Source organism: Streptococcus pluranimalium (genome assembly GCF_047785745.1).
Lineage (GTDB): Bacteria > Bacillota > Bacilli > Lactobacillales > Streptococcaceae > Streptococcus > Streptococcus pluranimalium_B.
Genome location: NZ_JBLOJT010000003.1, coordinates 17,291 through 42,195, shown reverse-complemented (window position 1 = coordinate 42,195; position 24,905 = coordinate 17,291). Strand labels below are relative to the sequence as shown.

Here is a 24,905-nt window from a genome sequence, read left to right as displayed (position 1 = left end):
GATGAAAAAGATAAAAGAAAAAAGTGGTTGTTGGTTTGCAGGTTCTAGTATCACGGCAGAGGAAAGAGAAGAAGCCATAAAGATACCTGCTTTCACTCAAAAAAATGGGAATCTTACTTGTAATAGATGTGCAGAAAAGATTACAACTGACTGGCAGTTACCGGATGGGACACGTTATTGTCGTTCCTGTATTTTATTAGGTAGATTGACGGAAGATGATTATCTTTATTATTTTCCGCCGAAAACTTTCCCAAAAAGAAATGCTTTACAATGGAAAGGCAAATTAACCAGTTATCAAAAAGAAGTTTCAGATAGTCTTGTGCAATCACTTGAGGATATAAAAGATAGCTTGGTACATGCCGTAACAGGAGCTGGAAAAACGGAAATGATCTACAAAGTAGTTGCTCGAGTAATTGATGAAGGTGGACAAGTTTGTTTGGCTAGTCCTCGTATAGATGTTTGTATTGAATTATACAAGCGACTTAGCAAGGATTTTTCTTGTGATATTGATTTGTTACATGGTGATTCTGAACCATATAGTGGCTCTCCTTTGGTTATTGCAACTACCCATCAGCTGTTAAAGTTTTACCACTCTTTTGATCTTATATTAGTTGATGAAGTAGATGCCTTTCCCTACGTCGATAATAACATACTTTATCATGCTGTTAGAACAGCGAAAAAAGCAGATGGTCTAACCATCTATATGACAGCAACTTCGACAGAAGAATTAGATAAACAAGTTAAAAAAGGGATCTTAAAGAAACGGACCTTATCGCGAAGGTTTCATGGGAATCCCTTAATAGAACCACGGAATATTTGGCTAACTGGGCTAGAGAAAAAGGTTAACTCTGGTAAGATACCATTGAAACTAAAACGGTACCTAGATAGGCAATTTCAAACAGGCTACCCACTTTTAATTTTTGTACCAGATATAGCTTTTGGAAAAAAAGTAAAGAAAGTTCTCTGCCAGCAATATCCCGAAGTTTCTATAGGTTTTGTCTCCAGTAATAGTTCAGGTAGACTAGAAGAAGTAGAGGAGTTCAGACGTGGTGATTTAAGAGTGCTCATATCAACGACCATTTTAGAAAGAGGAGTGACATTCCCTAAAGTGGATGTCTTTGTTTTATTAGCTCATCATAGATTATTTACTAGCTCTAGTCTCATTCAGATTAGGGGTTAGAAACTTTGTAATTTTGAGTATTAAAAAGTCCAATGGATGTCTATATTGTCCTTATCAATATTGATACGCTTGACAAGGAGCTCAACAGCATATTTTTGGCCGTCATAGTCCATACTCCAAACATCTGGCAAAGCAAGAAAATCTGAAATTGTTTCTTGTCTATCTAGCTCTTTTCCGTTATCGTATGTTTTTTCTAGCTCATTCTCAAGGAGCTTTTTCTTTGCTATGAGGGTATCAGTTTGAGCCTTTAGGTCTTCCAAGGTTATTAAGTCGTTGAGATATAGATTATTAAGTTTAGAAAGTTGACCATCTGTTTTGTCAATATTGCTTATAATTCGCTTTCGCTTGCGGTTTAGCTCATAGTCATCAATCTTTTTTCTACGGTTCATTCTGGACGGGTCTTTTTGTAGTTTTGCTATCTCATGTAGGACATAATCTTCTAAGATTTCGCCATCATAGAGAGGGGTATCGCAAGTAGCTGAACTTTTTGGGCGACTGTTTAAGCAGTAATATTTTTTAACTTTTTTTCCGTCTTTTTTTCTAGGACGGCCCAGCTCTAATGCCAAGCGTGAGCCACATTTACGACACCTCAAAAACTTACTCAGCATATATTTTACTTGAAATGGAACTGTATTGTGATTTTCTTCTGTCCCTAATCTTCTACGTTGTCGTTCTCTTTGGGCTTTATCAAATAGCTCTTTTGTGATGACTGGCTGGTGGTTACCCGGAAAGAGTTTGTCATTGTATCGTGTCATTCCGTAATAAACAGGATTGTCTATAAGGTGGCTGACCCCATGCGGAAACCAAGTGCGGTCTTTTCCGTTGTAGTCCAGCCCATTGAGTTTATCTGCTATTCTCTGAATGGACATACCCTTGAGATAGTCTGTGAATATCATTTCTACTATGGGGGCTTTGGCAGGGTCTAGAACCAGTTCCCCGGTCTCTTTATCGTAATCATAACCAAAAGGAGTGAATCTCCAAGCCATGGCTTTCCCAGTCTTTGCACGACCCACCTTACCCATAGTCATTCGTTCAGTAATTTGCTCACGTTCAAACTCAGCAATCGCAGATAGCAATGTAAGGAATAGATTTCCCATAGCAGAGGAAGTGTCTATGTTTTCTTGCAAGCTGACAAAATGGACATCATTTTGATTAAAAACATCTTTGACTAGATACAAGGTGTCTCTGACGCTCCTAGAAAGGCGGTCTAGCTTATATACTAGGATTGTATCGAAGCGTTTATGTTTTGCGTCTGTAATCAGTTTGGACATTGCAGGGCGGTCAATTTTACCCCCTGAAAATCCAGCGTCCGTGTATTCTTCATAGATAGTCCAGCCCATAGCTTCACAATACTTAGTTAAGCTGTCTAGCTGCCCTTGTATAGAATATCCCTCTTCAGCTTGGGACAGTGTGGAAACCCTTGAGTATAACGCTACCTTTCTCATTATCTATTACCTCCCCATCTTTGAGCATTTAGCTCCTCACGGTGTACTCTGTTATGTTCAGATGGTGTAAGTATTTCAAGGTTTTCTAGGCGATTGTCTTGTTTGTTTCTGTTTTTGTGATGTACTATTTCATTTTTTTGTAGATACCGCCCTATGTGTTGCTCCATAACAAGCCTATGCTCATAAACGTATCCTAATATTGCTTTAGGGTGGCTAGGGCAATGCACCATATAATAACCATTCTGTACTTTTCTGCCTCCTCCCCAATTTCCATGATTTTCTCCTGAACCAAAAACAGTCTTAGCGGTTTTAGGGTCAAGTTTTTTGATACAAAACTTTTCAAATCTTCTAGAAATAACTGTAGGAGTGACACCTAGCTCTTTAGCTATTTTATTTAGACTCTTCTTTTCATGGAAGTACATGGTTTCTAATTTTGTTTTCAGTTCACTCTCTGTCACTCCCAATTTATATTCCAAGGAATTTAACTTATTAACGTTTCTTGTTTTAATTCCAAGCTCTTTCATCCAGTTTCTAAGAGTGATAGGGGATTTAATTCCCAGTTCTTGGCAGCATTCTTCAAGAGTGAGACCTTGTGTGTGATACAGATTTTCAATAATTTCTCTTGAGGGTCTATCAATTTTTTTCATTTTTTACTCCATTCTATGGTAAAATAGAGTATAGTAAAACAGCCTAAGAAATTAGGAGGTTTACTATACATTTACTAGCCTTATGCTCTCGGTCGGCAAACTTCTGAGCATAAGGCTTTTTTTATTTTGTTAAACTTCCACGGGAACAAAGCTACCAACTACATCATAGATTTTGATATAGGTGTCTTCGGCAGGTGGATACTCAATAAAAATATCATCATATTTTTTATTGAGAGAAACTAAACGCAGTCCGTTAGGCTCGGTATAGACTTTTTTGAAAAAAGTCTGACCGTTATAGGCTACTATACATAGCTGACCGGAATAGTTTGACATGCCTTTATCAACGATATAAAGCATATCTCCAGCTTCATATGTTGGCAACATACTATCTCCACGGACACCGATAGCATAGTCATAGTGTGGTGGTTCTTCATCTGTGTAAACTGTGTAGCTATCGTATTCATCAGCATCAAATCCTCTACCAAGTCCGCTTGCAGCAGCAGCGTAAGAAATACCAGTCACTTCAAAAAGGTCGCTTTCTTCTTGCTCCTGCTCATCTAATTGTTCCTGAGCAAACTTAACCACTTTTTCTTGGCGTTGTTGCTCAAGTTGGTTGTAGATGGTGAGGATTTGGGGGTTGTCTTTATTTGTATCTAGCAACGGGGAGAATATTTCAGGTCTAATACCTAAAGCTGAACAAATTTTTATAGCGTTCTCAACGTTGGCGTTCATTATCCCACGCTCTAATATTGAGCGAACAGTTGAATAAGGCATATCGTTATCTTCCGCAAAAGACTTTACAGAACTATAACGAGACAGGATAAGTTGTTTCAAATCTTCTTCATTCATAGTTGTTCCCTTTCTGATTCTCATTATAACACACGATTTTTCGTTTGTCTATCAAAAAAAACACAAAAAACATGATTTTTGGTGTTGACAAACACGAAAAAATGTAATAAACTTATATCAAGCTCAGATGAGCTTAATTTTAAAACCAAAAACACGAAAAATCGCGTTAGAAAGGAGTAGTATGTTAAACATTGATAAAGCACGAAAAGAAAAAGGTGTGGCAATCGTAGATATGGCTGATTTTCTTGGCGTAAGAGCTCAGACGATAAGTGATAAAATCAATGGAACTTATGATTTTAAATTTACCGAAGCTCTTTCTTTACAACGAAAATTTTTCCCAGAATACGATTTGGAATATCTTTTTAGTAAAGCAGTTGAAACTGCTTAATTTTAAAACCAAAAACACGAAAAATCGCGTTAGAAAGGATTTTATAATGCCAAAACAAAAATACGGACGACCAAGCACAGGGCAAAAAGGAAACAACCGCCCCACAGTGGTTATCAGTCGTGAAAATTATGACGAGGTTGACAGCTTGTCACTTGGTACAGGGATGAGCCGTAGTGCTATCGTTGATTATTTCATCAGCGAGGGCTTGAGACGGGCACGGATTGAAGAAGTGACTATCACAACCAAACGCTTAATTTTGGAAGACGACAAATAACCTGAAAGGAGACCTATGGAAGAAAAAACATTACCCTTGCGATTGCCGACTAGAAAAAATTGGTATCACGAGGATATTCAGAGAAATTTAGTTGGACAAATTAGTTTTTTATCCCATTTTTTAACACAGCGATTTATAGAGCTTGATGATGCAAATACATTCCCTGATGCAAATACTTTGAGATTGGCAGAGATCCATGCAAAATATTGTGATTTGTTAATCCAGTCTCCTAACATTACTGCAATTGTCAAGGAACTTAAATGCGAGAGATAGCATAGAAAAAGCGGTTATGGCGTCATTGATACTATCCGGCTTGTAATATTTGAGTTTGTGAGCTTTTGAATTACGGTAAAGGTGGGCTATTGAAAAAAGTAGATTGTACAACCCTTTATAATCACTTTGTTCATCTAACGTTTGCAATTTATTTCCATTGATAATTACTACAGGGTTTTTGATATTAAAGCATTGATCTATCAACCTTGCCGAATCAAGTGATGAGCCGGTCATGCTACGTATTTTATGAAACAAGCCCTTGCTCGCTTCAAATACGGCATGGAAATAATTTTCTTCAAGAAGTTCCTCTTGACAATATTTTAGAGTATCACGATGTATATCTAACAACTCTAGCTTTGGATACAATTTACTAAAACGCTCACTAGCGTCTGTATATGTAGTTGCTCGTTCTGTTTGTTGTAACTTTCCACTATCATTTAATTCTAAACCTTCAAAAACAAGAATTTTGTTAAGTGATAATTTGAACTCTTCCCATTGTTTTTTATTTAGAGAAAATATTCTTTTTTGAGCTATATATTCAGTGATTTTTTTCCAAGAATAGTCTGACTGAGTGATATTAGAGATACTTATCACGCTGTTGTATAAACGAACTTGCCTATTACCTATATCGATTTTGGGAAGGCGTAAATCGATAAACATTTGACTGATTTCTTTATGTGAAAGTGCATCGGATAATTGAGTTGTTAAAGCTTCGAGAAAATGAATATTCATATGTATACTCCCACTATTTTTATTTTCATTATACCAAAATTAGAAAGGAGGTGAGGGGAGTGAAGCCAAATAGATGGCCTTATCGTGGAAAGAAAGAGCCTAGCATTTTACCGCTAGACTCTAAAAAGATAACATCAGGAACTATTTCTGCTCATTCGATTCCACTAAGGCATTGATGGCGTTGATGGCTGCAACGGCACCACTCTTAGCGGACGATTTAGAAATATATTCGATGATGTTTACAATGTGTTGAGCTTGTTCTTGGCTGATACTCAGGTTCATTTGATTTAACTCAGCCACAACAAATTCAACAAGCTGGTTGTCAACGTTGAAATTATCGTTAATCGATTTGTTGACAACGTCTAAAATATTATCGTTAGTCATAGATTTCACCTCCTTTCTGCTCATATTATAGCAGTTAAGGACAACTAGAGAAAGGACACTATGAAATCAAAACTAAACGTATCAGTTGAATTGAAAAATTCTAAAGAGTTTGAAGAACTAACGCTTGATGTATCAAAAAAAGCCTTAGAACTGCAAGAAGCAATTAAAAGGCTAAATGACTTTGAATTAGAACTAGAGACCAAGCCTGCTAGCGATCATTGATGTAGTGGCTTCACCAAACATATCTCCCCAGGTTTTGAAATTGGAATTTGCAGAAACGAATGTGTCTAAAACAGTTTCGTCCGCTGCTTCAAGCCCTTCTTGAGTGGTGATATGTTCTGGACTGGATTCTAAAAATTCTTCGATTGAATCAAAATTAGTGTTTGATTTCATGAAATCAGCAGTAAAAATTTCATTCAAAGAATATTTATTAGTGCCAGAGATAGACTTGGCATTGTTTATAAGTTTATCCAAACCACGGGTTGCATCATCTAAACCTTTAACTTTAAAACTCATAAAATTCCTCCTTTCTATTTTATTTGACTAACGATTTTCATGAGGAGTAGAAATCTTAATCAAATCGTCAATCAGATAAATTATAGCAGATTTTGGAGAACACAAAAAAAGTCCGATTGCAGTCGGACTCATACTTAATTAACTAAGAGGAGTATACCATGAAACGTAAAAAACAACAAGAATATCAAGTGACTAATCACTTAATGGACGGAACTATCAATCATGATATGACAGGGGTAATTATTCCAGATGGTCATGTTTTCTATGACGTAGAACATTTACTACACAATAAACAAGCTAAAGGAGCATAACATGAATTTTTTCAACAAACTATTCACACAACAACCAAAACAACCCGAATACAAATGGGAGCCTTGGGAAGTTAAAGCAGCACGTCATGACGCAATGAGTAACCGAAATATGGCAGAATTAGCCAATCAAGGCGTCAAAAAACGCGATTTATACGGGTGGGCATAAATTTTTTAGAAAGTTACGATAAACGTTTGGAGGAAATGACAAAATGAGACCTAAAAAATACCCTTACTCACAAAAACGACCCTTCCCTAGTCAAGAAAGAGTCGATAATTACAAAATGGCGATTAGAGAATTAAATGACAAGTTGCCCTATGCTTCCGAATCTTTAAAAGAAACAATTGAAAAAGCTAAGCAAAATCATTTAGTATTTCTTAAACCTTGGGATTTTGAGTTTGCTCAAGACGAGCCAGAATCTCAGCTTCATGCTGAATAAGAATTTTTTGAATATGTTCTTGGACTTCACGAACTCTTACAGGTTCGAATTTGCTACGGTCACGAACTAATTCAATGATTTCATCAATTTCCCTTTGAATGTATTGACCAGGGATGTAAGGGTCAAGCATAAGGGGTTACCTCCTTTACTTTTGATAAGGATATTATAACTAAAGAAAGCAATTTTAGAAATATGATTCAAGAACTTAATTTAAGCCCATTTTGGCTCGCTGTCGTGTTTGTTATTACTCTATGGCTGATTTATCAAATAGCCAAAACACCGAGCAAAATCGAGCCAATAGAGGGCAAAAAAGAGCAAGAAAATAAAACCGAACCAGAATACTTAGTAAGGTATGGAGCGGTGATTCAAATGCAGGGGAGATAGGAGGATAGATGGCACAGCGAAGAATGTTTAGCAAAGAAATTACGACTAGCGATAAATTTGTCGATATGCCCCAGTCGACTAGACTTCTTTATTATGACTTGGGAATGGAAGCTGATGACGAAGGCTTTATCGGAAATGCTCGCATGTTGAGTCGAGCTTATGGGGCTAATATCGATGATTTGAAATTACTCCAAGCTAAAGGTTTCATTATCATTTTCGAAAGTGGTGTGACAGTCGTCAAAGATTGGAATGTCAACAATAAAATCCGTAAAGATAGAATCAAACCAACAATTTATACTGATGAAAAAAGCATGTTATCCCTTGATAATACTGGGGTTTACCAATTTGACAACCAAATGACAACCAAACGGCAACCAAACGGCAACCAAATGACAACCAAATGTCCGCCTAGTATAGGTAAGGATAGTATAGGTAAGGATAGATTAGAGGAGGATAGAGGAGTATATCCTCCACCACCAAAATCGAATCTTAATTTTGGTCAATTCGTCAGAGCCGAGGGATTGAAAGCAAATGATAACCACATCCAACGACTACTGGACTATATCGGTCTTGATGGAATGGATATGGATTTGGTCAAAATAGCCGTTGTTAGAACGACAGAACAAGGGATAGTAGCACCAGCTTACACCTTTAGCATTCTGGATAACTGGAAGAAAAAAGGATTTACAACTGTTGACCAAGCTAACAAAGAACAAGAAGAATTTGAACAGCAGAAATCAAAATCACCAACTCCACCAAAAACAAATGTTCCTGAATGGTCTAATCCAGACTATAAAGCCCCTGACTTGGATAGCTTGAAGGTGGAAATACCGGAGGACTATGTTGAAGACCCAGACGCTTTTTGAGGCATACCAAAGAAGCATAAAAAAATATTATGGCAGAACAGTTAGTCTAGAGACGTTTAACAAATTTGTGGAGTACACAAAAAAAGGCGAAATAGTGGGTGGTGTCAAATCGATACTAAATCCAATTAATCTATATGCGTTTGGTTTAGGAATTACATCAGAAGAAGCTAACAGAATATTATTTGAGGATAAACAATGACAAGACTATATTATTGCAGAGAATGTGGTTACCGTTTTGAAAGCAACGAGAGAGAAGACGTGTGCATTGTTTGTGACAGTGAAGATTTAATGCTCGAGGCTAATTTTGATGGCGGTTATGTGTTTTAGGAGGTTATCATGGTCCATTATTCAAGTAAGACAAAAGGAAAAGCGTTCGGTCGGTATGAATTGCGAGCGGGCGATAGAGAGAAGTTAGAGATATTAGCTGAAATTAAAGGTAAAACTGTTCCTGAAGTTGTAGGTGAGTGGGTTTCACAACTGATAGATGCCAATGTACCAATGATAGAGAAATATCAAACTCAGAAAACACAATTGTCGGAAATGATGGCACAGGAACTTGCTAAATACAAAGATAAAACTCTTTGAGGTAGCTTATGAACAAAGAACACTATGAAGGAGAAGAAGATGACTAATAATCAAATCGTAGAAGCAAAAGGGGATTTTCTGACCAACCCTCAGCTACTTAACAGCGGCATTATCAGAAAATACCTTGACCCTCAAGGTAAGGCAAGTGATGAGGAATTAGCCTACTTTATCGCTCAGGCTAAGGCTCAAAACTTGAACCCATTTACCAAGGAAATTTACTTTATCAAGTACGGAAACCAGCCAGCTCAGATTGTGACAGCTAAGGCAGCATTTGAAAAAAAAGCTGATAGTCATCCGCAATTTGATGGTAGTGAGTCAGGAGTTATTTATGAGCAAAATGGTGAAATCAAGCGTTCGAATGGCGCCTTCATTCCGAAAGGAGCTGACATATTGGGTGGATGGGCTAAGGTATACAGAAAAGACCGATCACATCCCACAGAAATTGAAGTATCTTTTGAAGAGTACGACAATTCTAAAATCCGCAAAGAAGGTGAAGTGAATTCTTACGGGAAACCAAACAAACCAAATACTTGGGATAATATGCCATGCGTGATGATTCGTAAAGTTGCTCTTGTAACTGCCTATCGAGAAGCCTTTCCAGCGGAGTTAGGCAGCTCTTATGATGCTGATGAGTTGCAACTTGATACAACGCCTAAAGATGTTACACCAGTTGAAACCCAAGAAGAAGTAAAAGCACGTAAGATGGCGCAGATTGAGCAGATGAAGAAAGAACAGACTCAAAAACAAGAGGACACAAGCTATCCAACTGATGATGTGATTGATCCTGGTGATGAACAAGTACAAGGTGAGCTACTGGAAGATTTGGAATACTAGGAGGAAACTATGCAAGAATTACAAGTAATTGATGGACAGGAAATCAGTAAAATCTATGAACTGGTAACAACTGATGAATTAACCCGGGAGTCCTTTGAGAATGATTTGAAAGAGGCTACTGAAAAATATAAGGGGTATATTGCTACAGCAACTACCTTAAAAGATGATAAAACAAAACGTGCTGAACTCAACAAAATGATTGAGAATAAAAACCGCATCAGAATCGATACTAAAAATCTGTTATCGGAGACGGCAAATGCTTGGGACAAATATGCAAAATCAATCATTGAACCCTTTGAAGAAGTTGTTAGCGAATTTGACAAGAGTATCAAAGCTATTGAGACACATCAGAAAGAAGTCCGTCTTGACACAGTCAAAGGCTACCTAGCCAACAAAGCGGCTGAGTATATGCTAGACCCTCGTATTTTTGACGCTAAAGCCACAGAATATATCAAAGCGGCTGACTTTATGGCAGACGGTGTGACCTTGAAAAAAGTGACGATGAAAAGCCTTGATGACTTAGTCACATTTGAATATCAAAAGCAGCAGGAGTATGAGAAAGCTAAAGCGGCTATCTCAGGACAATGTGCGGAGTACGGTATGACTGACCAGCCTTATATCCGTATGCTACAAGATTTAACTCTTGTAGAGGTACTAGAACAGATTAAATCTGACTACCTCTTCGAAAAGCAAAAGGCAGAAATGCGGAAAGCCGAGGAAGAAAGAGAGCAACTTTTAGCAGCTCAGCGAGCTAAGGAACAAGAACAAGTTCAAAATCGTCAGGATTTGCCCCAAATTGAATCAGAAACGGGTGAGATTTTGGATGAAGGGCAATTATCCCGCCCTGAGAAAGAAACGCTCACAGGGGCTGAAAATGACTCAAAACAATACAAGCAAAAAATGTTCTTGGAAGTGTATTTTGAAGACACTGCAGAAAAAGAGTTGTTCAAATCTGGCTTGAAAAGCATTGGCTTTGAGTACAAGAAAAACTATCAAGTCAGTGGTTATCAACACATAGAGCCAGTAACTCAAGAACAACTCAATGAATTGTGTGGGTGGTGAGAATAAATAAGCAAGTAAAACAAGTAGCTGAATATAGCAAAAAAGAAAAATAAAAATAACGTGCTAGGAATCACGAAAAAAGCAACTTAGAATTACGCTTTATTTTACTGATCATGAACTGGTCGGATAATATAAGGATTTCACAAGTCCCGCTTAGCCATATTCTCACACAATAAAAGGCGGGCTTGGTTTTAATTAAACATATAGTGGATTAATTATGAGAAATATGTTATACGCTCTGTACAGAGGTGATGAATTTTTGGATATAGGGACTAAATATGAGTTAGCTGAAAAATTCGATGTTGAGCCTAAAACGATTGCCTGGTACGCGTCACCGTCGTATCAAAAACGGACAGCTAATGGTATTGTTGCTGAACGTATTGGTTATGATGACGAGGAAATTGACTAACGATGAAATTTGAGTACATTTTATCGAACACGAAACAACTCAAACAAATGATCAACTCAAATGACCGATTGCATTATCACAAACAAGCGAAGATAACCAAGCAATTAAAATATCTAGCTAAAGCTGACATACGACCAGAAGACAGAGATAGCTTTTCCGAGAGCTGTCCTTGTCAAGTAGTCGTAACAGTGTTTAGTCCAACAAGACGACGGCTAGACCCACCAAATTTATATCCAACGATTAAAGCTTTGATTGATGGATATACCGAGGGCGGTCTTTGGATAGATGATAATTACAAGATTTTACAACGTTTGTCTTTTGAATATGGTGGATTGAGTGGCATCAAAGGAAAATACAAAATTGAAATAGAAATTGAGGAATTGAAATGAACGAACTAATCACTAAAGTTATCGAATGGTCGCATGACCGAAACCTACACCTTGCAGACCCAAACATCCAATGGATGCGGGTAACAGAAGAAGTCGGAGAAATCCGAGATGTACTTTTGAAGCCAACGAAATATGAAGAACCATACCTTGCCCTGCGCGATGCGATTGGTGATAGTCTAGTCACATTGATTGTGCTAGCTGACCAACTGAATTTAGACGTTGAAGGGTGTCTAAATTATGCTTACAACGAAATCAAAAACCGTAAAGGCAAGATGATTGGCGGAACGTTTGTAAAAGAATCGGATTTGGGAGCACAGGAATATGATTAAAAAAGTAAGTATCAGAATGACCGATAGTAAATTCGAAAGTCTTGATTTATATAACCTGCCTGATGAATTTGAAAATAAGTTGATTTATCACTTTAACAAAAGAGAATTAATGCCATTGTCAGCGGGTGAAGGTCGAACCAGTTATATTAACTTGCAGTATGCAAGAGAAATCACTATTGAGAGGTATTAGATGAAAGTCTATCACGGAAACAGCGAAGAACGCACATTGATTGGAACTTGCAAAACTACTAGCGAAGCTTTTGCTCTTATCGAGAAACATGTCAAAGAAATTAATAAGTTTAACTCCCCTTATTATCGTCACTGGCACAAGGAAGCTGAGCTTATTGTCGACTACGGTAGTTATAACTATTGCTATTATGTTGTATTCGAGGAGCTAGAAAATGAAACGTAAATCATTTAATTTAAAACCTCTAATTACAGTCGTATTAATCGCCTGTAGAGTTTTAATTGTCATTGTGGCACTATTTACCGCACATGAAAATAAAACGCTTAGAGAGCAAAACAAAGCCCTTCTCGAGCGTGTCTCAAAATTGCCAGAATCATTTGGTGGTGTTGGGTATATTTCCGGCAAGACAGATAGTTATATCGATGTTGTTGGTTATGGACGGTTTGTGATTAACGAGGACGAAAGTCAGTTTTTGGATAAAGGTGATAAAGCACCGCAGTATATTTTGGAGAGGGGGAGTTGAATGATTTGGGACATGATTTACAAGATAAAACGACTACACAAAGAGTTATGGTGTAAGCATGATTATTATAAACCACCACTGTTGACATACGCAGATTACAAATGCACCAAATGTGGAAGAACCCGAAAGGATTTATTATGACAGAATTTAAAGAAGGACAGGAAGTTTGGGTTAAGTTTAGTATTAAAGACCCTAATGTTGATAGCGATGGAGAGATACTAATTGGTAATGACTCTGATTGGGAAACTTGGGCAAAACCCGAAGAAATTATGTCAGAAACAAACGAAGTAGAGTTAACGAAGGAACAAGCAGAGTTTTTAGAATCTTTTTATAACAAAAATAAAGCACTACATTATATCAGTAGGGTAGGATGGGGCTATTTTTTAACTGACAATGAAGGAAAAGAAATTGGTTTTGGAACAACTAGGTACAATGAATTACGAGGAAGTCTGAAAAACATAGATGATTTGAAAATACTATTGCTGAATGCTCTCATCAATGGCTATACAGTCAAACAGTCAAAACTGTACACGGTTGAGATACCTAACCGTAATGACCCAAACTTTAAATATACCATTTTAGGGAAAGATTTAGATGGTGAAGTGTTTTTAACTAAAGTTGATGGTGAAGATTGGAAATGTAACCATCACTATCAACTCACAGAAGAAGAAATACGTAAGGACTTTGAATGGGCTTGGAAGTGGGCTGAGCCAGTGGAGGTTAAGTAATACTATGAATAATTCAGAATTTAAACAGGGACAGGAAGTCTTAGTTAGAGCCAAAATTAAAAATCCTAATATTGATAGAGATGGAGAAGTAACTCTTATAAGTGAAAATAAACGAGAATTTTGGGCAAAACCTGAGAATATTATTACGGATATACCTGAGCGACCAAGTATTCCTCAATATGTAGCAGATTGGATTGATCATTGTAAAATGGAAGGTTATACAATGTTTCACTCTATTAGGATAAGTTATGGTAAGACCGAAGAGTGGTTATCTATTGGTGATAATGAAATTGTTTTTACATTGGCATATGGCTACGGTTATACAGTAGAAAACCCTAAATTATACACAGTTGAGATACCTAATCCTAATTGTGATGGGTACAGCATTATTATTGGATGGTTAGCAGGTAGGGTATGTCTTAAGTATACACGTAACAAAACATGGAAAACGGATATAAATAACCAACTAACAGAAGAGGAAATTAGAAAAGACTTTGAATGGGTTTGGCAAGCAGGGTTCGCGAAGGAGGTGGAGTGATGGAAAACAAAATATTAAATGAAAATTGTTTAGATGGAATTCTGAAGCTAAAAAATGAATCTGTAGATTTAATCGTAACAGATCCACCATATTCAATAGGAGTTTCAAGTAATGGGGCAAGAAGTAATTTTTCTGATAATAATTTAATTGTTCCATTTTTCAAGGAATTATTTTCACAAATGGAGCGTGTGTTGAAACATGGTGGGGAACTTTATCTTTTTACTGATTGGCGTACGTATCCTTTGCTGTATCCTTTGTTAGAGCAAAAATTTAAAATCAGAAATTGCATCGTTTGGGATTACGAGTGGATAAAAGCTGGTTCTTTCTATCGATTTAGGCACGAATTTATAATTTATTGCACAAAAGGCGACACAAAAGCAAGGTTCTCTATGTCAGAGCCAGATGTTTGGAGAATGAAACCGGTTAATTTTACAGGAATAAGATACCATCCTGCGCAAAAGCCAATTGAAGTTTTGTCAAGAATTATCGAAAATTCTAGTCGAGAAAATGAGTTAGTGTTAGATTGTTTCATAGGTTCGGGTTCGACTGCAATAGCGTGTATTGAAAAAAATAGAAAATATGTAGGATTTGAAATTGACGAGAACATTTTTAACACAGCTCGTAAGAGAATCGAGGATTTTGTCGAACAAAAAGAGAGGACTATAGATTTATTTCAGGAGGTAAACGATGATTACGAAGTATAGGGTTTGGGATACCTTTCATAACAAGTGGGTCAAACACTTTTATATTACAGAAAATGGTCTAATTTACGATATGGGTAGGCAACATAGAAATTTAATTGGTGCTGTACCTATTGAAAAATCAGGGTTAATTGTTATGCAATCCACAGGTAAAAAAGATTGTAATAATTCTGATATATTTGATGCTGATATTGTACTCGAACCGTGGACAGGTCGTATTATTGGCAGAGTGTTTTATAGTTCAGAAGATTTGGCATGGAAAGTATTGCGGGTAGGTGTTGGCGAAGAGTACCTGTCTGATTATTTAGATTTACAAGTTTGCGGAAATATCTATGAAAACCCAGATTTGATGGAGGAATTTGAAGAATGAAAGAATACATAACAGTAGCTACTAATGAAAATCAGTTTGATAACTTATATTTTGTAGCAAGAAATTATGATGAAGCGTTTACCAAAGCCGAGAGTGTACTTACTACACATGGTTACCCTCTGTGGTGTGATGAGAATGGGTACACTTTTTATGATTATGATGTTGAAGAGGTGGGAGATGAGCGAGTTGAAGAATGACATGTATAAACTTTACTTTTTTGGAGGGATTAAATGGCAAAAATAATATCTGACGAAATAAAATTTAAAATAGTGGATTTACTAAAAGAAACTGATTTATCAAACAACGAGATTGCTTCTCGTGTGGGTGTATCAAAAGATTTTGTCACAAAGCTAAATCGTAAATTAAATATAAGAGATAGCGAACGAGGACTTGTCCGTCCTTGGACCCAAAGGGAACTATACGTTTTAAAAGAGAATTTTAGCAGAATGACATTTGAGCAACTGGCTTACAAATTAGAGAGGACAGAGAGGTCTGTAAAAGAAAAGGCGCGAAGAATAGGTCTCAGAAAGCGTGAAAGAGAAGATCGTGTGCCTGCTCGAAGAAAGGATAAGCCATTGCCAGTTAGGCAACGTCAGAGAATAGTCATTGATGATTCCTACATCACTAAAAAGCCTTTGCCTAAATAAAAAAAGACCGACTCACCCGAGCCAGCCCATAATTATATTCGCACTATAATTATATCACGGAGGGCAAAGGTGAGTAAAGGTCAAACAGAGGCGGAAAAGTTGCTGAAAGAATTGCAGACAATCCCGAAAATTATCATGGAATTAAAATTGGATATCGAGCGCACAAAGAGTTCCTTGCTTTCTAGCCCGCAGTGGTCCGATATGCGTGTGTCAGGTGGACTGCGGAAGTCGCAAGAGGATAAAAATATCGCTATCATAGATACTTCTGATTACAACCGAGAACAAATTGACAAGCTTTTAAAACGTAAGCAAGAGATTATTAATGTGATTGATCAGTTAGACGCAGAGTATCGCTTGTTGATTATCAGAGCGTATATCTCCGAAGAGTATCCTAGTGATTGCATCGGCAAGTATTACACAGAGCGTAAGTTTTATACAGTAAAACGACTAGCTATCAAGCAGCTAGATGCAGTTTTGTGCAGTAATTTGCAGTAAAACGCAGTAAATTTGCAGTTCGTTGCAGTAACTATCGTGCTATTATAGTACCATCCAGAAATAAGGGTAAGGCACCTATCAAGTGTCTTGCTTTTTGTTTTGTCAGAAAGGAGGTTGGCAATGAATGAACGTGAAGAATTAGCAATTCAAGAATTAAAAGCAGAGGCTATTGACTTGATGTCAGATTGGCCAGCCTCCAGAAATAGACAGAAGTCTTTCGTTCTCGCTTACATGGCTAACGGATTTCAGAACGCTACGCAGGCAGCCAAAGAAGCTGGATTTAGCGAAAAAAGTGCAGGAAAAACAGCTCATAACATGTTAGCTGGTATGGAAAAGTATGTACATATTCCGCCAGTCATTGAACAGCTTAAAAACGCCTTTGACGAACGTAGAACGGAACTCTCTCTGCTTAATTCAGTTGATATTCAACAGTTTTGGGCCAAGGTTATTAGGCGTGAAATCAACGATGTGAAGCTTGTAGGAGACGGTGAGGGTTATCAAACTGTCAAAGAAGTGCCTCCGGACCTGTCTGTGATGTTATCAGCCTCTGATAAGTACGCTAAAACTTTGGGCATGTATCAAAATAATGTTGATATTACTCAGCGCACTATCGAAATTAAATTAGGTGAGTGGGATGCTGACGAAGACTAGGCCGAAAATCAACATTCTCATTCAGTATCCTAGCAGGGTTTTTAACAAGCATATCTATGATAAGCTTGAAGATTATAACACCTTCACTGAAATTCACTATGGCGGTGCCTCTTCTGGAAAAAGCCACGGCGTTATTCAGAAAGTTGTTTACAAGGCTTGCAAAGACTGGAAGCATCCTCGCAAGGTTCTGTTTCTACGGAAGGTTGGTTCAACGGTCTATGACTCAATCTTTGAGGATGTCAAACAGTGTCTTGATGCCTGGGACCTTTTGGACAAGTGCAAGGTCAACAATTCAGCATACAGGATTGAGTTGCCCAACGGTGCTCAGTTCATTTTTAAGGGGTTAGACAACCCTGAAAAAATCAAATCTATCAAGGGTGTGTCCGATGTGGTCATGGAAGAGGCTTCTGAGTTTACCTTGGACGATTACACACAGCTAACCCTACGTCTACGTGATCGCAAGCATAAGCAAAAACAAATCTACTTGATGTTTAATCCAGTGTCCAAGGTTAACTGGACCTATAATGCTTTTTTTGTAAAGTCTCCTAAAAATACCGTGGTTTATCACACATCTTATAAAGACAATCGTTTTTTAGATGATGTGACTAAGGAAAATATCGAGGAACTAGCGAACAGAAATGAAGCCTATTACAAGATTTACGCTTTGGGTGAGTTTGCAACCCTGGATAAGCTTGTTTTCCCTAAGTATGAGAAAAGGCTGCTTAACAAAGACAAGCTAGCACATTTACCCTCTTACTTTGGCCTTGACTATGGTTTCATCAATGACCCGTCAGCATTTTTGCATGTCAAGATTGATGACGAAAACAGAAAGCTCTACATCATGGAAGAATATGTGAGAAAGAACCTGACCAATGACAAGATCGCTGAGGCTATTCAAAGCCTGGGATATAGCAAGGAAGAAATCAGGGCTGACTCAGCGGAAAAGAAATCTAATCAGGAATTGCGTAACCGTGGCATCAGCCGAGTGGTTGACGCTTTGAAAGGTCCTGGATCAGTCATGCAGGGCATTCAGTACATTCTTCAATATGACATTGTTGTTGATGAAAGATGCGTGAAGACCATTGAAGAGCTTGAGAATTACACTTGGAAGAAAGACAAGAAGACAAATGAATACATCAATGAACCAGTTGATAGCTATAACCACTGCTTAGATGCAATCAGGTATGCTATCCAAGATAGGATTTACCAGGCTAAGGAAGACCTAAACGTTGATAAGACGATTAAGAAAATCAATAGACTGTTCAGGAGGTAAGCAGTGGATAAAGTAAATGAGTTTGAACACGGTATTGATACTGTGACCAAGACTAGGAATGACAGCCTGGTTTTTGATAACCTGGCAAATGAACAATTCAGGTACAGCAGTTCAGATGACTTGCTGAATACTGATAAAGGCAGAAAGGCTTTCAGAGATATGCTGGCAGCCTTTTTTGGTAGTCAGAAAAACCGTTTGAAGGTTCTGTCTTCATATGCTCAAGGGGATAATTTCAGCATTTTGGCTGGACACCGTCGCCTTGATGATGAAAAGGCAGATTACCGAGTAAGACATAAGTGGGGCGGTTATATCTCCAGTTTTGCTACTAGCTATGTCATTGGAAATCCCGTAACCCTGGGGGTAATAGATGGCAACGGTGAACAGCTGAACACCCTCAAAGAAATTGAGTGGCAAAATGACATTAATGCCTTAAACAGTGACTTGGCTTTTGATGCTTCTGTTTATGGTCGAGCTTATGAGTATCATTTTAGAGACAAAGATAAGATTGATCGGGTAGTTCTCATCAGTCCACTTGAAATGTTTGTCATCCGTGATTTGACGGTTGAACAAAACATCATTGCAGCTGTGCATTTGCCAATCTATGCTGACAAGGTTAACATGACGGTTTATACAAAAGACCAGGTCATCACTTACAAGCCATTTTCTCACAATGCAGTTAGGCTGATTGTGGAAGGTGCAAACAAGCACAATTACAATGATGTACCAGTTGTTGAATGGTGGAATAATCGTTTTAGAACGGGTGACTATGAAAGTGAGATCTCGCTCATTGATGCCTACGACGCTGGCCAGTCTGACACGGCCAATTATATGTCAGACCTGAATGATGCTCTTTTGTTGATTAAAGGAGATCTTGATAGCATCAAACTTGATCCGGAGAGTGCAGCCAAAATGAAAGACGCAAACATGCTTCTTTTGAAGACTGGAATTTCTCAAACAGGTCAGCAAACGACAGCGGATGCAGGTTACATCTACAAGCAATATGATGTCAACGGTACAGAGGCTTATAAAAATCGTCTGGCAAATGACATTTACCGTTTTAGTCGTATCCCCAATCTAGATGATGACCGCTTTAACTCAACATCTTCAGGAATCGCACTGCTGTACAAGATGATTGGACTGGAGCAGGTCCGAAAAGACAAGGAAACCTATTTTACAAAGGCTTTGCGTAGACGGTATGAGCTTATTAGCAACATTCATAAGGCCATTAGTGCCCCAGTGATTGAAGCTGACAAGTTGACCTTTACTTTTCATCCAAATATCCCTCAAGATGTTTGGACGGAAATCAAGGCTTATATTGAGGCTGGCGGTGAGATTTCACAAGAGACACTCATGGAAAATGCCAGCTTTACTGACTATAAGAAAGAGCAAGGTCGGATTTTGAAGCAGGGTGGTTCCAGTGATATTGAGGTTGGCCAGATTGTAGGTGAGTCAGATGACGGACAAGCGGATAATTGATAATCAAAGGTATAATGCAGAGCGAAAAGCTCAAGCAGAGTTGATGAAGCGTGACTTGGAGAGGGACAAGGTGCTTGCTCAGCTTTACCAAGAGTCCTATGACCGAATGCAAGCACAGATTGACCAATTCTACATGGCCTACGCTGGAAAGGAAGGTCTGACCAAGCAGGAGGCAATGAAAAGGGTCTCTGAAATGGACGTGACCAAGTTCAATGACAAGGCTGCTAAGGCTGTCAGAGAGAAAGATTTTAGTCCTGGGACAAATCAATGGCTAAGAACTTACAATCTCAAGATGAAAGTTAGCCGTTTAGAGCTACTCAAACAGGAATTAGCGCTTGAAATCCAAAATCTAACCGCAGAGGTCAATGAAATCTTTGATAAGGCACGTCATGATGAACAACAGCTTGAATTTAAGCGTCAATCTGGCATTTTGGGTAATTCTTCATCTGGAGTAAAAAGACGATTACAGGGCATTTTAGACGCTGATTTCTATGGGCAGACTTTTTCGAATCGTGTATGGGGAAATTTAGGGCTTCAAGCAACCCTACAACGTGATGTTTTTGGTTCTCTCAACCGTATTTTTACCGATATGATGGGCTATAAGCAGGAAATGAAGCGATTAGCTAAAAAATATGGTACCAGCGCACAGAATGCTAAGCGTTTATTAAAGACAGAGATAGCACGGATTAACGCTGACACCCAATTGGCTATGTTAAAAGAAAACGACTTTACCCACTTAATCTATGTGGCAGAACCTGGTGCTTGTGACATTTGTACTCCATTAGATAAAAAGGCGATACCGATTGATAAAGTGGAAAAAGGGGTAAATATGTACCCTATGCACCCCAATTGTAGGTGTTCTAGTTATGGTCATATCAAGATGGATTACAGAGCTGGTGGTAGCACGCTTGACCGTGAAGCCCCAAATGGTGTTTGGGGTGAGGAAATCAAAAAGAAACCAAAACAGGCACAAGTCACCGGTGAACAGGGCAAAAGAATTGTTTTTAATCCTAAAGAAGTCCTTTTTGAAGAGCATTTCCCCAAAAAAGCTGAAGAAGAAGTATCAAAAGAATTTCCCTTTTTTAATAGGTCGGCTATTGTTTTACGGCAAGAAAGATTAGAACATATCCTTGAAGGACATGCTGACATCGGTAAAAATGTTGAAGGCAGTGTCCATCAAGTTATCAAGAAACCAGATAAAATTCTTGTGGATCATAAGAACAAGGACAGTCTGTTAGTCATTGGTAAAGGGATTGAAAATAATGTCAATGTAGCAGTTAGGTTATCTAGTGATGAAAGAGATAACTCTATTATTACTGCTATGAGGGTATCTGATAAAACTATCCGAAGGATATTGAGAAAAAATAAAAAAATCTATGACAAAGATGAGTAGTTTTGATATAATTCTAGTGAAGAGAGGTGAAGTAGAGATTTAGTGTCGCTACGCAGCTTCATAGCATGAGATGACGGGACAGGCACACCGTCCACTACTCTTAGAGCGCTTAGATTATAATCTAGGTGCTTTTTTTGTACCCAAAAATGGAGAAAAAAATGAAACATCAGATAAATAACGGCGAATTTACTGGATTTAAAGTAACAGGTCCGGAAATGTTAACAATTCCTAAATCGGAGTATGATTTACTTATTCAAATTAAAGATAAATTTTTAGGAGGAAACCATGAACAAACGTATTAAGAAGAAACGTGAACTAGAAAACTCTTTACGAATAGCTGGAAGTGCCATAGAGTTTCTGCTTGACCAGAATAACCAACTCTGGAAGATTGTGGAGCGGATGGAGAAGGTCAACTCACAAATTGTAGAGGCAACCAACAAGCGATTTGACGATTTGGAAACCTATCAGAAAATCCTCGAAGATGATGTGGCAGAAATCAAAAAAACTAAGAAACCGTTTTGGAAACGTTAAGGAGGAAATTATGTTAGAAAAAGCGAAAGAAATTGGCAGCTCAAGAATTTTCGCATCTGTCAGGTCGTGAAATCAAGACTGAAGACTGTTTTGTCGTCTGGTTTAGTAAAACTCTAAAGAACTGGAAAGCGTTGGTCGGCACTAATCAGCTTAAATCCGATGAAATGTGCGGAGATTACGCTGAGGTTACTTACAATGGCGACAAAGCAGAAACTTATGTAGATGTCTATACTAAAGTTTCAAACCGAGCAATCAAAGATTAGGAGGTGGTCCCACATCTTGACAGCAGGAAAGACTATCATTTAACCGTTTGGAAATCCAGACGGTTTTTATTATGGCAAAAAAATTTCAAAAACCTCTTGACTTTTAGGCTGTACCATTATATAATTTTGGTACAGTCTGAAAAGAGGTGATGAAATGACTGCAAAAGTAGGACGACCTAAAAGTGAAAATCCTAAAAATCGTAAGGTTACAGTAAAAATGACTGAGACAGAGTTTCAGACGCTAGAAGATGTAGCCAATGCTAAGAAATTAAGCAAATCTGAGGCGATTTTAAAGGGAATTGACCTTTTGAAATCCGAAAAATAAAAAATACCAGGTACTATTCAAACCGCCAAGCCGACTAGTACATGGTATCACCCGAAAGAAACTCTTTCTGAAATAATTATATCAGAAAAGAGCTTCTTTGTCATACACTAAAGGAGTTTTTATTATGGCTAAAGCAGATTTGATTTTTAGTTACGAGGACTCGCTGGTTAACATGCAAGAAATCAGGGAGAGCCTTGACCTTATCCATGATTGGTTATCTAAAGAGCCAAAATTTGATGATTACTGGACGTATCATGATTTGATTGCTTGCCACGGACAGCATTTTGCTCTTCTCAACTTGGTTAGATATCGCATGGACAGCCTAGCCACGGAACACAGAGAAATTATCGAAAAAGCTGTTAAGAAGGGGGTGTAGCGTGACTGAGGAAATTTGGAGAGACTCGCTTGAATTTCCTGAAGTGCTCATTGTAAGTAATTTGGGGAACGTTGCTACAAAAGATAGGATTATTACTTATCGCAATGGTAAGCAAGTATTTTATAAAGGACATCTTCTTTCCAAAACACTTGATAAGCAAGGTTACGAGCGGATAACTTTATCAATACAAAATAGATGCATAACCCGTAAAGTACATAGATTGGTGGCCGAAGTTTTTTGCAGTAGACGTTTAGAACAAGTAGAAGTAAATCATATTAATGGTATAAAAAATGATAATCGTATATCTAATTTGGAATGGGTAACAAGAAAAGAGAATGTTGCGCATGCTTTAGAAACAAAACTTTTTATACCTGCTAAGAATACTTCAAAAGTTAATATGTCGGGCGAAAATAATCCATCTGCGAAGCTGTCTGACAAAGAGGTGGATACAATAAGGAGGATGAGAAAATCTGGAGTAAAATTAAGAGAATTGTCAGAACTCTTTGGAGTTAGCATTCCTTATTTATCTTTATTATGTAATCAGAAATATAGATAAGACTGTGTTTTTACATGGTCTTTTTATATAGACATGAGTAAACCGTGCTGATTCTCGTTAAAAGCTGCATGAGTTCGTGGAGGTTGCACGTAAAAGCGTAAAAGAAAGGAGCCATAAAATGGCAGAAGAACATAACAATCCAGCAGTTGATCCTGAACAAGGTCAAAACGGACAGGCTAGCAATCCGCCAGAACCTGAAAAAACAGTCTCACTTGCTGAAATGCAGCGTCGTTTGAAGCAGGCAGAAGAAAAGCATGCCCAGGCGACACAAGAAGCTATTGCACAAGCTCTTGAACAGTACAAGGCCGAGAACGAACTCTCAGGAAAGGAACTGGAAGAGTACCGCAAACAAGTAGCTGAAGCTGAAAAACAAAAATTGCTTGATAAGATTTCTGACCTAGAGAAGGAACAAACCAAGCGTGAGCTGACAGATGAAGCTATCAAAACACTTTCAGACCGAAAATTGCCAGTTAATGACAAGGTGCTTGGATTTGTGGTCAAAGATACCGCAGATGGAACTTTGCAGGCAATTGCTGATTTTGAAAGTATCATCAGCGAAATTAAAGCTGAATTTACGCAGTCCGAACCTCCAAAAGTGTCGTCTTCTTTCGGTGGTTCTAGCAAACAGAGCCCTGGCGACATCTTCCGAGGCTCTCGCATTATCAAATAAGGAGTCAATAAATGACAGTACAAACTTTTAACCCTGAAAACGTCCTTGTCTCTCAAAAGAAAGATGGGACATTGCACAAAGAATTTACAGACATCATCATGAAGGAAGTCGCTCAAAACTCTCTTGTCATGCAACTTGGCAAGTACATTGAAATGGATGGCCAGCAAGAGAAAGAATTCACTTTCCAAACAGATGGCATTTCAGCTTACTGGGTAAACGAAACCGAGAAAATCAAGACCAGTAAGCCAGAATTGGCCAAAGGTGTTATCCGTGCCCATAAGCTTGGTGTTATCCTCTTGGCATCTCGTGAAGCCTTGACTTACACTTGGCAGCGTTTCTTCGAAGAGATGAAGCCACAAATCGTTGAGGCCTTTTACAAGAAGATTGACGAAGCTGGTATTTTGGGCATTGAGACACCATTTAAAAACTCTGTGGCTAAGGCAGCCAAGGACGCTAGCAAGGTCATCGTGGGTCCTATCAACTACGAAAACATCTTGAAGTTGGAAGATGCTCTTTATGATTCTGACATCGAGCCTAACGCCTTTATTTCTAAGGTGCAGAACCGTTCTGCTCTTCGTGAGGCTCGTGATGGTGACAAGGTGTCTATCTATGACAAATCCAAAAATATCATTGACGGGATCACGGCAGTAGACATGAAATCATCCAACCTCAAAAAAGGTGATTTGATCGCTGGTGACTTTGACAACTTGGTGTACGGTATTCCGTACAACATCACTTATAAGATTTCAGAGGAAGGGCAGATTTCGACCGTCAAGAACGCTGATGACACGCCTGTAAACCTCTTCGAACAGGAAATGATTGCTATTCGCGCTACTATGGATGTGGCCGTTATGATCACTAAGGCTAACGCTTTTGCGAAGTTGACCGCTACTGGCGAGGAGGTTTAA

General features: G+C 38.2%; 42 protein-coding genes and 1 pseudogene. 36 read left to right on the top strand and 7 right to left on the bottom strand.

Annotated features, from left to right (window positions below):
• Position 1 precedes the first annotated feature (1 nt).
• Positions 2–1,180, top strand: a complete 1,179-nt coding sequence (locus tag ACMZ6U_RS01150; protein WP_416105843.1) for a helicase-related protein — start codon at positions 2–4, stop codon at positions 1,178–1,180.
• Positions 1,181–1,200: 20 nt separating this feature from the next.
• Here ACMZ6U_RS01150 and ACMZ6U_RS01145 read toward each other — a convergent pair whose 3' ends face one another.
• The 3 genes from ACMZ6U_RS01145 to ACMZ6U_RS01135 form a co-directional block, all read right to left on the bottom strand.
• Positions 1,201–2,625 carry a recombinase family protein gene (locus ACMZ6U_RS01145; RefSeq protein ID WP_416105842.1) on the bottom strand — a complete coding sequence of 475 codons (1,425 nt, stop codon included), beginning with the start codon at positions 2,623–2,625 and terminating at the stop codon, positions 1,201–1,203.
• Positions 2,625–3,272, bottom strand: coding sequence for an HNH endonuclease signature motif containing protein (locus ACMZ6U_RS01140; protein WP_416105841.1), 648 nt, complete (start codon positions 3,270–3,272; stop codon positions 2,625–2,627). The genes ACMZ6U_RS01145 and ACMZ6U_RS01140 overlap by 1 nt, the downstream gene beginning before the upstream one ends.
• Positions 3,273–3,401: 129 nt before the next feature.
• The gene (locus tag ACMZ6U_RS01135) at positions 3,402–4,121 is read right to left on the bottom strand and encodes a LexA family transcriptional regulator (RefSeq protein ID WP_416105840.1); all 720 of its coding nucleotides are present in this window, start codon (positions 4,119–4,121) and stop codon (positions 3,402–3,404) included.
• 181 nt (positions 4,122–4,302) lie between these two features.
• On the opposite strand from ACMZ6U_RS01135, the gene ACMZ6U_RS01130 reads away from it, so the two are divergent.
• Together ACMZ6U_RS01130 and ACMZ6U_RS01125 are read left to right on the top strand one after the other, a co-directional pair.
• A complete protein-coding gene (locus tag ACMZ6U_RS01130) occupies positions 4,303–4,509 on the top strand; it encodes a helix-turn-helix domain-containing protein (RefSeq protein WP_136020204.1) in 207 nt (68 codons plus the stop codon).
• A 46-nt stretch (positions 4,510–4,555) separates the two neighbouring features.
• Positions 4,556–4,783, top strand: a complete 228-nt coding sequence (locus ACMZ6U_RS01125) for an antitoxin (RefSeq protein ID WP_416105839.1) — start codon at positions 4,556–4,558, stop codon at positions 4,781–4,783.
• A 216-nt stretch (positions 4,784–4,999) separates the two neighbouring features.
• On the opposite strand, the gene ACMZ6U_RS01120 is transcribed toward ACMZ6U_RS01125, so the two are convergent.
• Positions 5,000–5,788: a TIGR02391 family protein gene (locus ACMZ6U_RS01120; protein WP_416105838.1), complete on the bottom strand. Its 789-nt coding sequence runs from the start codon at positions 5,786–5,788 to the stop codon at positions 5,000–5,002.
• Positions 5,789–5,929: 141 nt separating this feature from the next.
• On the bottom strand, positions 5,930–6,172 hold the full coding sequence (locus ACMZ6U_RS01115) for a hypothetical protein (RefSeq protein WP_416105837.1): 243 nt from the start codon (positions 6,170–6,172) through the stop codon (positions 5,930–5,932).
• Between the two features lie 60 nt (positions 6,173–6,232).
• Between ACMZ6U_RS01115 and ACMZ6U_RS01110 the strand changes: the two genes are divergently transcribed.
• Complete coding sequence (locus ACMZ6U_RS01110; protein ID WP_416105836.1) at positions 6,233–6,394, top strand: hypothetical protein; 162 nt, start codon at positions 6,233–6,235, stop codon at positions 6,392–6,394.
• On the opposite strand, the gene ACMZ6U_RS01105 is transcribed toward ACMZ6U_RS01110, so the two are convergent.
• Positions 6,365–6,688: a hypothetical protein gene (locus ACMZ6U_RS01105; protein ID WP_416105835.1), complete on the bottom strand. Its 324-nt coding sequence runs from the start codon at positions 6,686–6,688 to the stop codon at positions 6,365–6,367. The genes ACMZ6U_RS01110 and ACMZ6U_RS01105 overlap by 30 nt on opposite strands.
• A gap of 158 nt (positions 6,689–6,846) precedes the next feature.
• On the opposite strand from ACMZ6U_RS01105, the gene ACMZ6U_RS01100 reads away from it, so the two are divergent.
• On the top strand, positions 6,847–6,999 hold the full coding sequence (locus ACMZ6U_RS01100; protein WP_416105834.1) for a BOW99_gp33 family protein: 153 nt from the start codon (positions 6,847–6,849) through the stop codon (positions 6,997–6,999).
• Between the two features lies 1 nt (position 7,000).
• Positions 7,001–7,165, top strand: coding sequence for a hypothetical protein (locus ACMZ6U_RS01095; protein ID WP_416105833.1), 165 nt, complete (start codon positions 7,001–7,003; stop codon positions 7,163–7,165).
• A 209-nt stretch (positions 7,166–7,374) separates the two neighbouring features.
• Here ACMZ6U_RS01095 and ACMZ6U_RS01090 read toward each other — a convergent pair whose 3' ends face one another.
• Positions 7,375–7,566, bottom strand: coding sequence for a hypothetical protein (locus ACMZ6U_RS01090; RefSeq protein ID WP_018379530.1), 192 nt, complete (start codon positions 7,564–7,566; stop codon positions 7,375–7,377).
• Between the two features lie 62 nt (positions 7,567–7,628).
• Here ACMZ6U_RS01090 and ACMZ6U_RS01085 point away from each other — a divergent pair, with 62 nt between their 5' ends.
• The 30 genes and pseudogenes from ACMZ6U_RS01085 (at position 7,629) to ACMZ6U_RS00940 (ending at position 24,905) form a co-directional block, all read left to right on the top strand.
• Entirely contained in the window at positions 7,629–7,820 is a 192-nt protein-coding gene (locus tag ACMZ6U_RS01085; RefSeq protein ID WP_416105832.1) for a hypothetical protein, read from the top strand.
• A gap of 8 nt (positions 7,821–7,828) precedes the next feature.
• Positions 7,829–8,686: a DnaD domain-containing protein gene (locus tag ACMZ6U_RS01080; RefSeq protein ID WP_416105831.1), complete on the top strand. Its 858-nt coding sequence runs from the start codon at positions 7,829–7,831 to the stop codon at positions 8,684–8,686.
• Positions 8,687–9,022: 336 nt separating this feature from the next.
• On the top strand, positions 9,023–9,271 hold the full coding sequence (locus ACMZ6U_RS01075; RefSeq protein WP_416105830.1) for a hypothetical protein: 249 nt from the start codon (positions 9,023–9,025) through the stop codon (positions 9,269–9,271).
• Between the two features lie 39 nt (positions 9,272–9,310).
• On the top strand, positions 9,311–10,105 hold the full coding sequence (bet, locus tag ACMZ6U_RS01070; RefSeq protein WP_416105829.1) for a phage recombination protein Bet: 795 nt from the start codon (positions 9,311–9,313) through the stop codon (positions 10,103–10,105).
• Positions 10,106–10,114: 9 nt separating this feature from the next.
• Entirely contained in the window at positions 10,115–11,167 is a 1,053-nt protein-coding gene (locus ACMZ6U_RS01065) for a DUF1351 domain-containing protein (protein WP_416105828.1), read from the top strand.
• A gap of 217 nt (positions 11,168–11,384) precedes the next feature.
• Positions 11,385–11,576 (top strand): hypothetical protein, encoded by a 192-nt coding sequence (locus ACMZ6U_RS01060; protein ID WP_416105827.1) that lies wholly within the window; start codon positions 11,385–11,387, stop codon positions 11,574–11,576.
• 2 nt (positions 11,577–11,578) lie between these two features.
• Entirely contained in the window at positions 11,579–11,965 is a 387-nt protein-coding gene (locus ACMZ6U_RS01055; protein ID WP_416105826.1) for a hypothetical protein, read from the top strand.
• Positions 11,962–12,294 (top strand): MazG-like family protein, encoded by a 333-nt coding sequence (locus ACMZ6U_RS01050; protein WP_416105825.1) that lies wholly within the window; start codon positions 11,962–11,964, stop codon positions 12,292–12,294. Before ACMZ6U_RS01055 ends, ACMZ6U_RS01050 begins: the two co-directional genes overlap by 4 nt.
• 16 nt (positions 12,295–12,310) lie before the next feature.
• Positions 12,311–12,484, top strand: a complete 174-nt coding sequence (locus ACMZ6U_RS01045; RefSeq protein ID WP_416105824.1) for a hypothetical protein — start codon at positions 12,311–12,313, stop codon at positions 12,482–12,484.
• Complete coding sequence (locus tag ACMZ6U_RS01040; protein WP_416105823.1) at positions 12,485–12,706, top strand: hypothetical protein; 222 nt, start codon at positions 12,485–12,487, stop codon at positions 12,704–12,706.
• Positions 12,696–13,004, top strand: a complete 309-nt coding sequence (locus ACMZ6U_RS01035) for a hypothetical protein (RefSeq protein ID WP_416105822.1) — start codon at positions 12,696–12,698, stop codon at positions 13,002–13,004. Before ACMZ6U_RS01040 ends, ACMZ6U_RS01035 begins: the two co-directional genes overlap by 11 nt.
• 137 nt (positions 13,005–13,141) lie before the next feature.
• Entirely contained in the window at positions 13,142–13,732 is a 591-nt protein-coding gene (locus ACMZ6U_RS01030) for a DUF1642 domain-containing protein (protein ID WP_416105821.1), read from the top strand.
• 4 nt (positions 13,733–13,736) lie between these two features.
• The gene (locus ACMZ6U_RS01025; protein WP_416105820.1) at positions 13,737–14,270 is read left to right on the top strand and encodes a DUF1642 domain-containing protein; all 534 of its coding nucleotides are present in this window, start codon (positions 13,737–13,739) and stop codon (positions 14,268–14,270) included.
• A complete protein-coding gene (locus ACMZ6U_RS01020; RefSeq protein WP_416105819.1) occupies positions 14,270–14,974 on the top strand; it encodes a DNA-methyltransferase in 705 nt (234 codons plus the stop codon). The genes ACMZ6U_RS01025 and ACMZ6U_RS01020 overlap by 1 nt, the downstream gene beginning before the upstream one ends.
• Positions 14,958–15,341, top strand: coding sequence for a YopX family protein (locus ACMZ6U_RS01015; RefSeq protein ID WP_416105818.1), 384 nt, complete (start codon positions 14,958–14,960; stop codon positions 15,339–15,341). Before ACMZ6U_RS01020 ends, ACMZ6U_RS01015 begins: the two co-directional genes overlap by 17 nt.
• A complete protein-coding gene (locus tag ACMZ6U_RS01010) occupies positions 15,338–15,538 on the top strand; it encodes a hypothetical protein (RefSeq protein ID WP_416105817.1) in 201 nt (66 codons plus the stop codon). Before ACMZ6U_RS01015 ends, ACMZ6U_RS01010 begins: the two co-directional genes overlap by 4 nt.
• 33 nt (positions 15,539–15,571) lie before the next feature.
• Entirely contained in the window at positions 15,572–15,988 is a 417-nt protein-coding gene (locus ACMZ6U_RS01005; RefSeq protein ID WP_416105816.1) for a hypothetical protein, read from the top strand.
• A 69-nt stretch (positions 15,989–16,057) separates the two neighbouring features.
• Positions 16,058–16,483 (top strand): DUF1492 domain-containing protein, encoded by a 426-nt coding sequence (locus tag ACMZ6U_RS01000; protein ID WP_416105815.1) that lies wholly within the window; start codon positions 16,058–16,060, stop codon positions 16,481–16,483.
• 120 nt (positions 16,484–16,603) lie between these two features.
• On the top strand, positions 16,604–17,134 hold the full coding sequence (locus ACMZ6U_RS00995) for a terminase small subunit (RefSeq protein WP_416105814.1): 531 nt from the start codon (positions 16,604–16,606) through the stop codon (positions 17,132–17,134).
• Entirely contained in the window at positions 17,118–18,407 is a 1,290-nt protein-coding gene (locus tag ACMZ6U_RS00990) for a PBSX family phage terminase large subunit (RefSeq protein ID WP_416105813.1), read from the top strand. Before ACMZ6U_RS00995 ends, ACMZ6U_RS00990 begins: the two co-directional genes overlap by 17 nt.
• 3 nt (positions 18,408–18,410) lie before the next feature.
• A complete protein-coding gene (locus tag ACMZ6U_RS00985; protein ID WP_416105812.1) occupies positions 18,411–19,883 on the top strand; it encodes a phage portal protein in 1,473 nt (490 codons plus the stop codon).
• The gene (locus ACMZ6U_RS00980; RefSeq protein WP_416105811.1) at positions 19,861–21,276 is read left to right on the top strand and encodes a minor capsid protein; all 1,416 of its coding nucleotides are present in this window, start codon (positions 19,861–19,863) and stop codon (positions 21,274–21,276) included. The genes ACMZ6U_RS00985 and ACMZ6U_RS00980 overlap by 23 nt, the downstream gene beginning before the upstream one ends.
• Before the next feature lie 158 nt (positions 21,277–21,434).
• The gene (locus ACMZ6U_RS00975; protein ID WP_416105810.1) at positions 21,435–21,578 is read left to right on the top strand and encodes a hypothetical protein; all 144 of its coding nucleotides are present in this window, start codon (positions 21,435–21,437) and stop codon (positions 21,576–21,578) included.
• Positions 21,562–21,807 (top strand): hypothetical protein, encoded by a 246-nt coding sequence (locus tag ACMZ6U_RS00970; RefSeq protein WP_416105809.1) that lies wholly within the window; start codon positions 21,562–21,564, stop codon positions 21,805–21,807. Before ACMZ6U_RS00975 ends, ACMZ6U_RS00970 begins: the two co-directional genes overlap by 17 nt.
• Positions 21,808–21,817: 10 nt before the next feature.
• Positions 21,818–22,070 (top strand): annotated as a pseudogene (locus tag ACMZ6U_RS00965) (DUF6275 family protein).
• Between the two features lie 154 nt (positions 22,071–22,224).
• Positions 22,225–22,395, top strand: a complete 171-nt coding sequence (locus ACMZ6U_RS00960) for a hypothetical protein (protein ID WP_416105808.1) — start codon at positions 22,225–22,227, stop codon at positions 22,393–22,395.
• Between the two features lie 124 nt (positions 22,396–22,519).
• A complete protein-coding gene (locus ACMZ6U_RS00955; RefSeq protein ID WP_416105807.1) occupies positions 22,520–22,771 on the top strand; it encodes a hypothetical protein in 252 nt (83 codons plus the stop codon).
• A gap of 1 nt (position 22,772) precedes the next feature.
• Positions 22,773–23,327, top strand: a complete 555-nt coding sequence (locus ACMZ6U_RS00950; RefSeq protein ID WP_172004650.1) for an HNH endonuclease — start codon at positions 22,773–22,775, stop codon at positions 23,325–23,327.
• A gap of 118 nt (positions 23,328–23,445) precedes the next feature.
• Positions 23,446–23,997, top strand: a complete 552-nt coding sequence (locus tag ACMZ6U_RS00945) for a DUF4355 domain-containing protein (RefSeq protein WP_416105806.1) — start codon at positions 23,446–23,448, stop codon at positions 23,995–23,997.
• Between the two features lie 11 nt (positions 23,998–24,008).
• Positions 24,009–24,905 carry a phage major capsid protein gene (locus tag ACMZ6U_RS00940; RefSeq protein WP_416105805.1) on the top strand — a complete coding sequence of 299 codons (897 nt, stop codon included), beginning with the start codon at positions 24,009–24,011 and terminating at the stop codon, positions 24,903–24,905.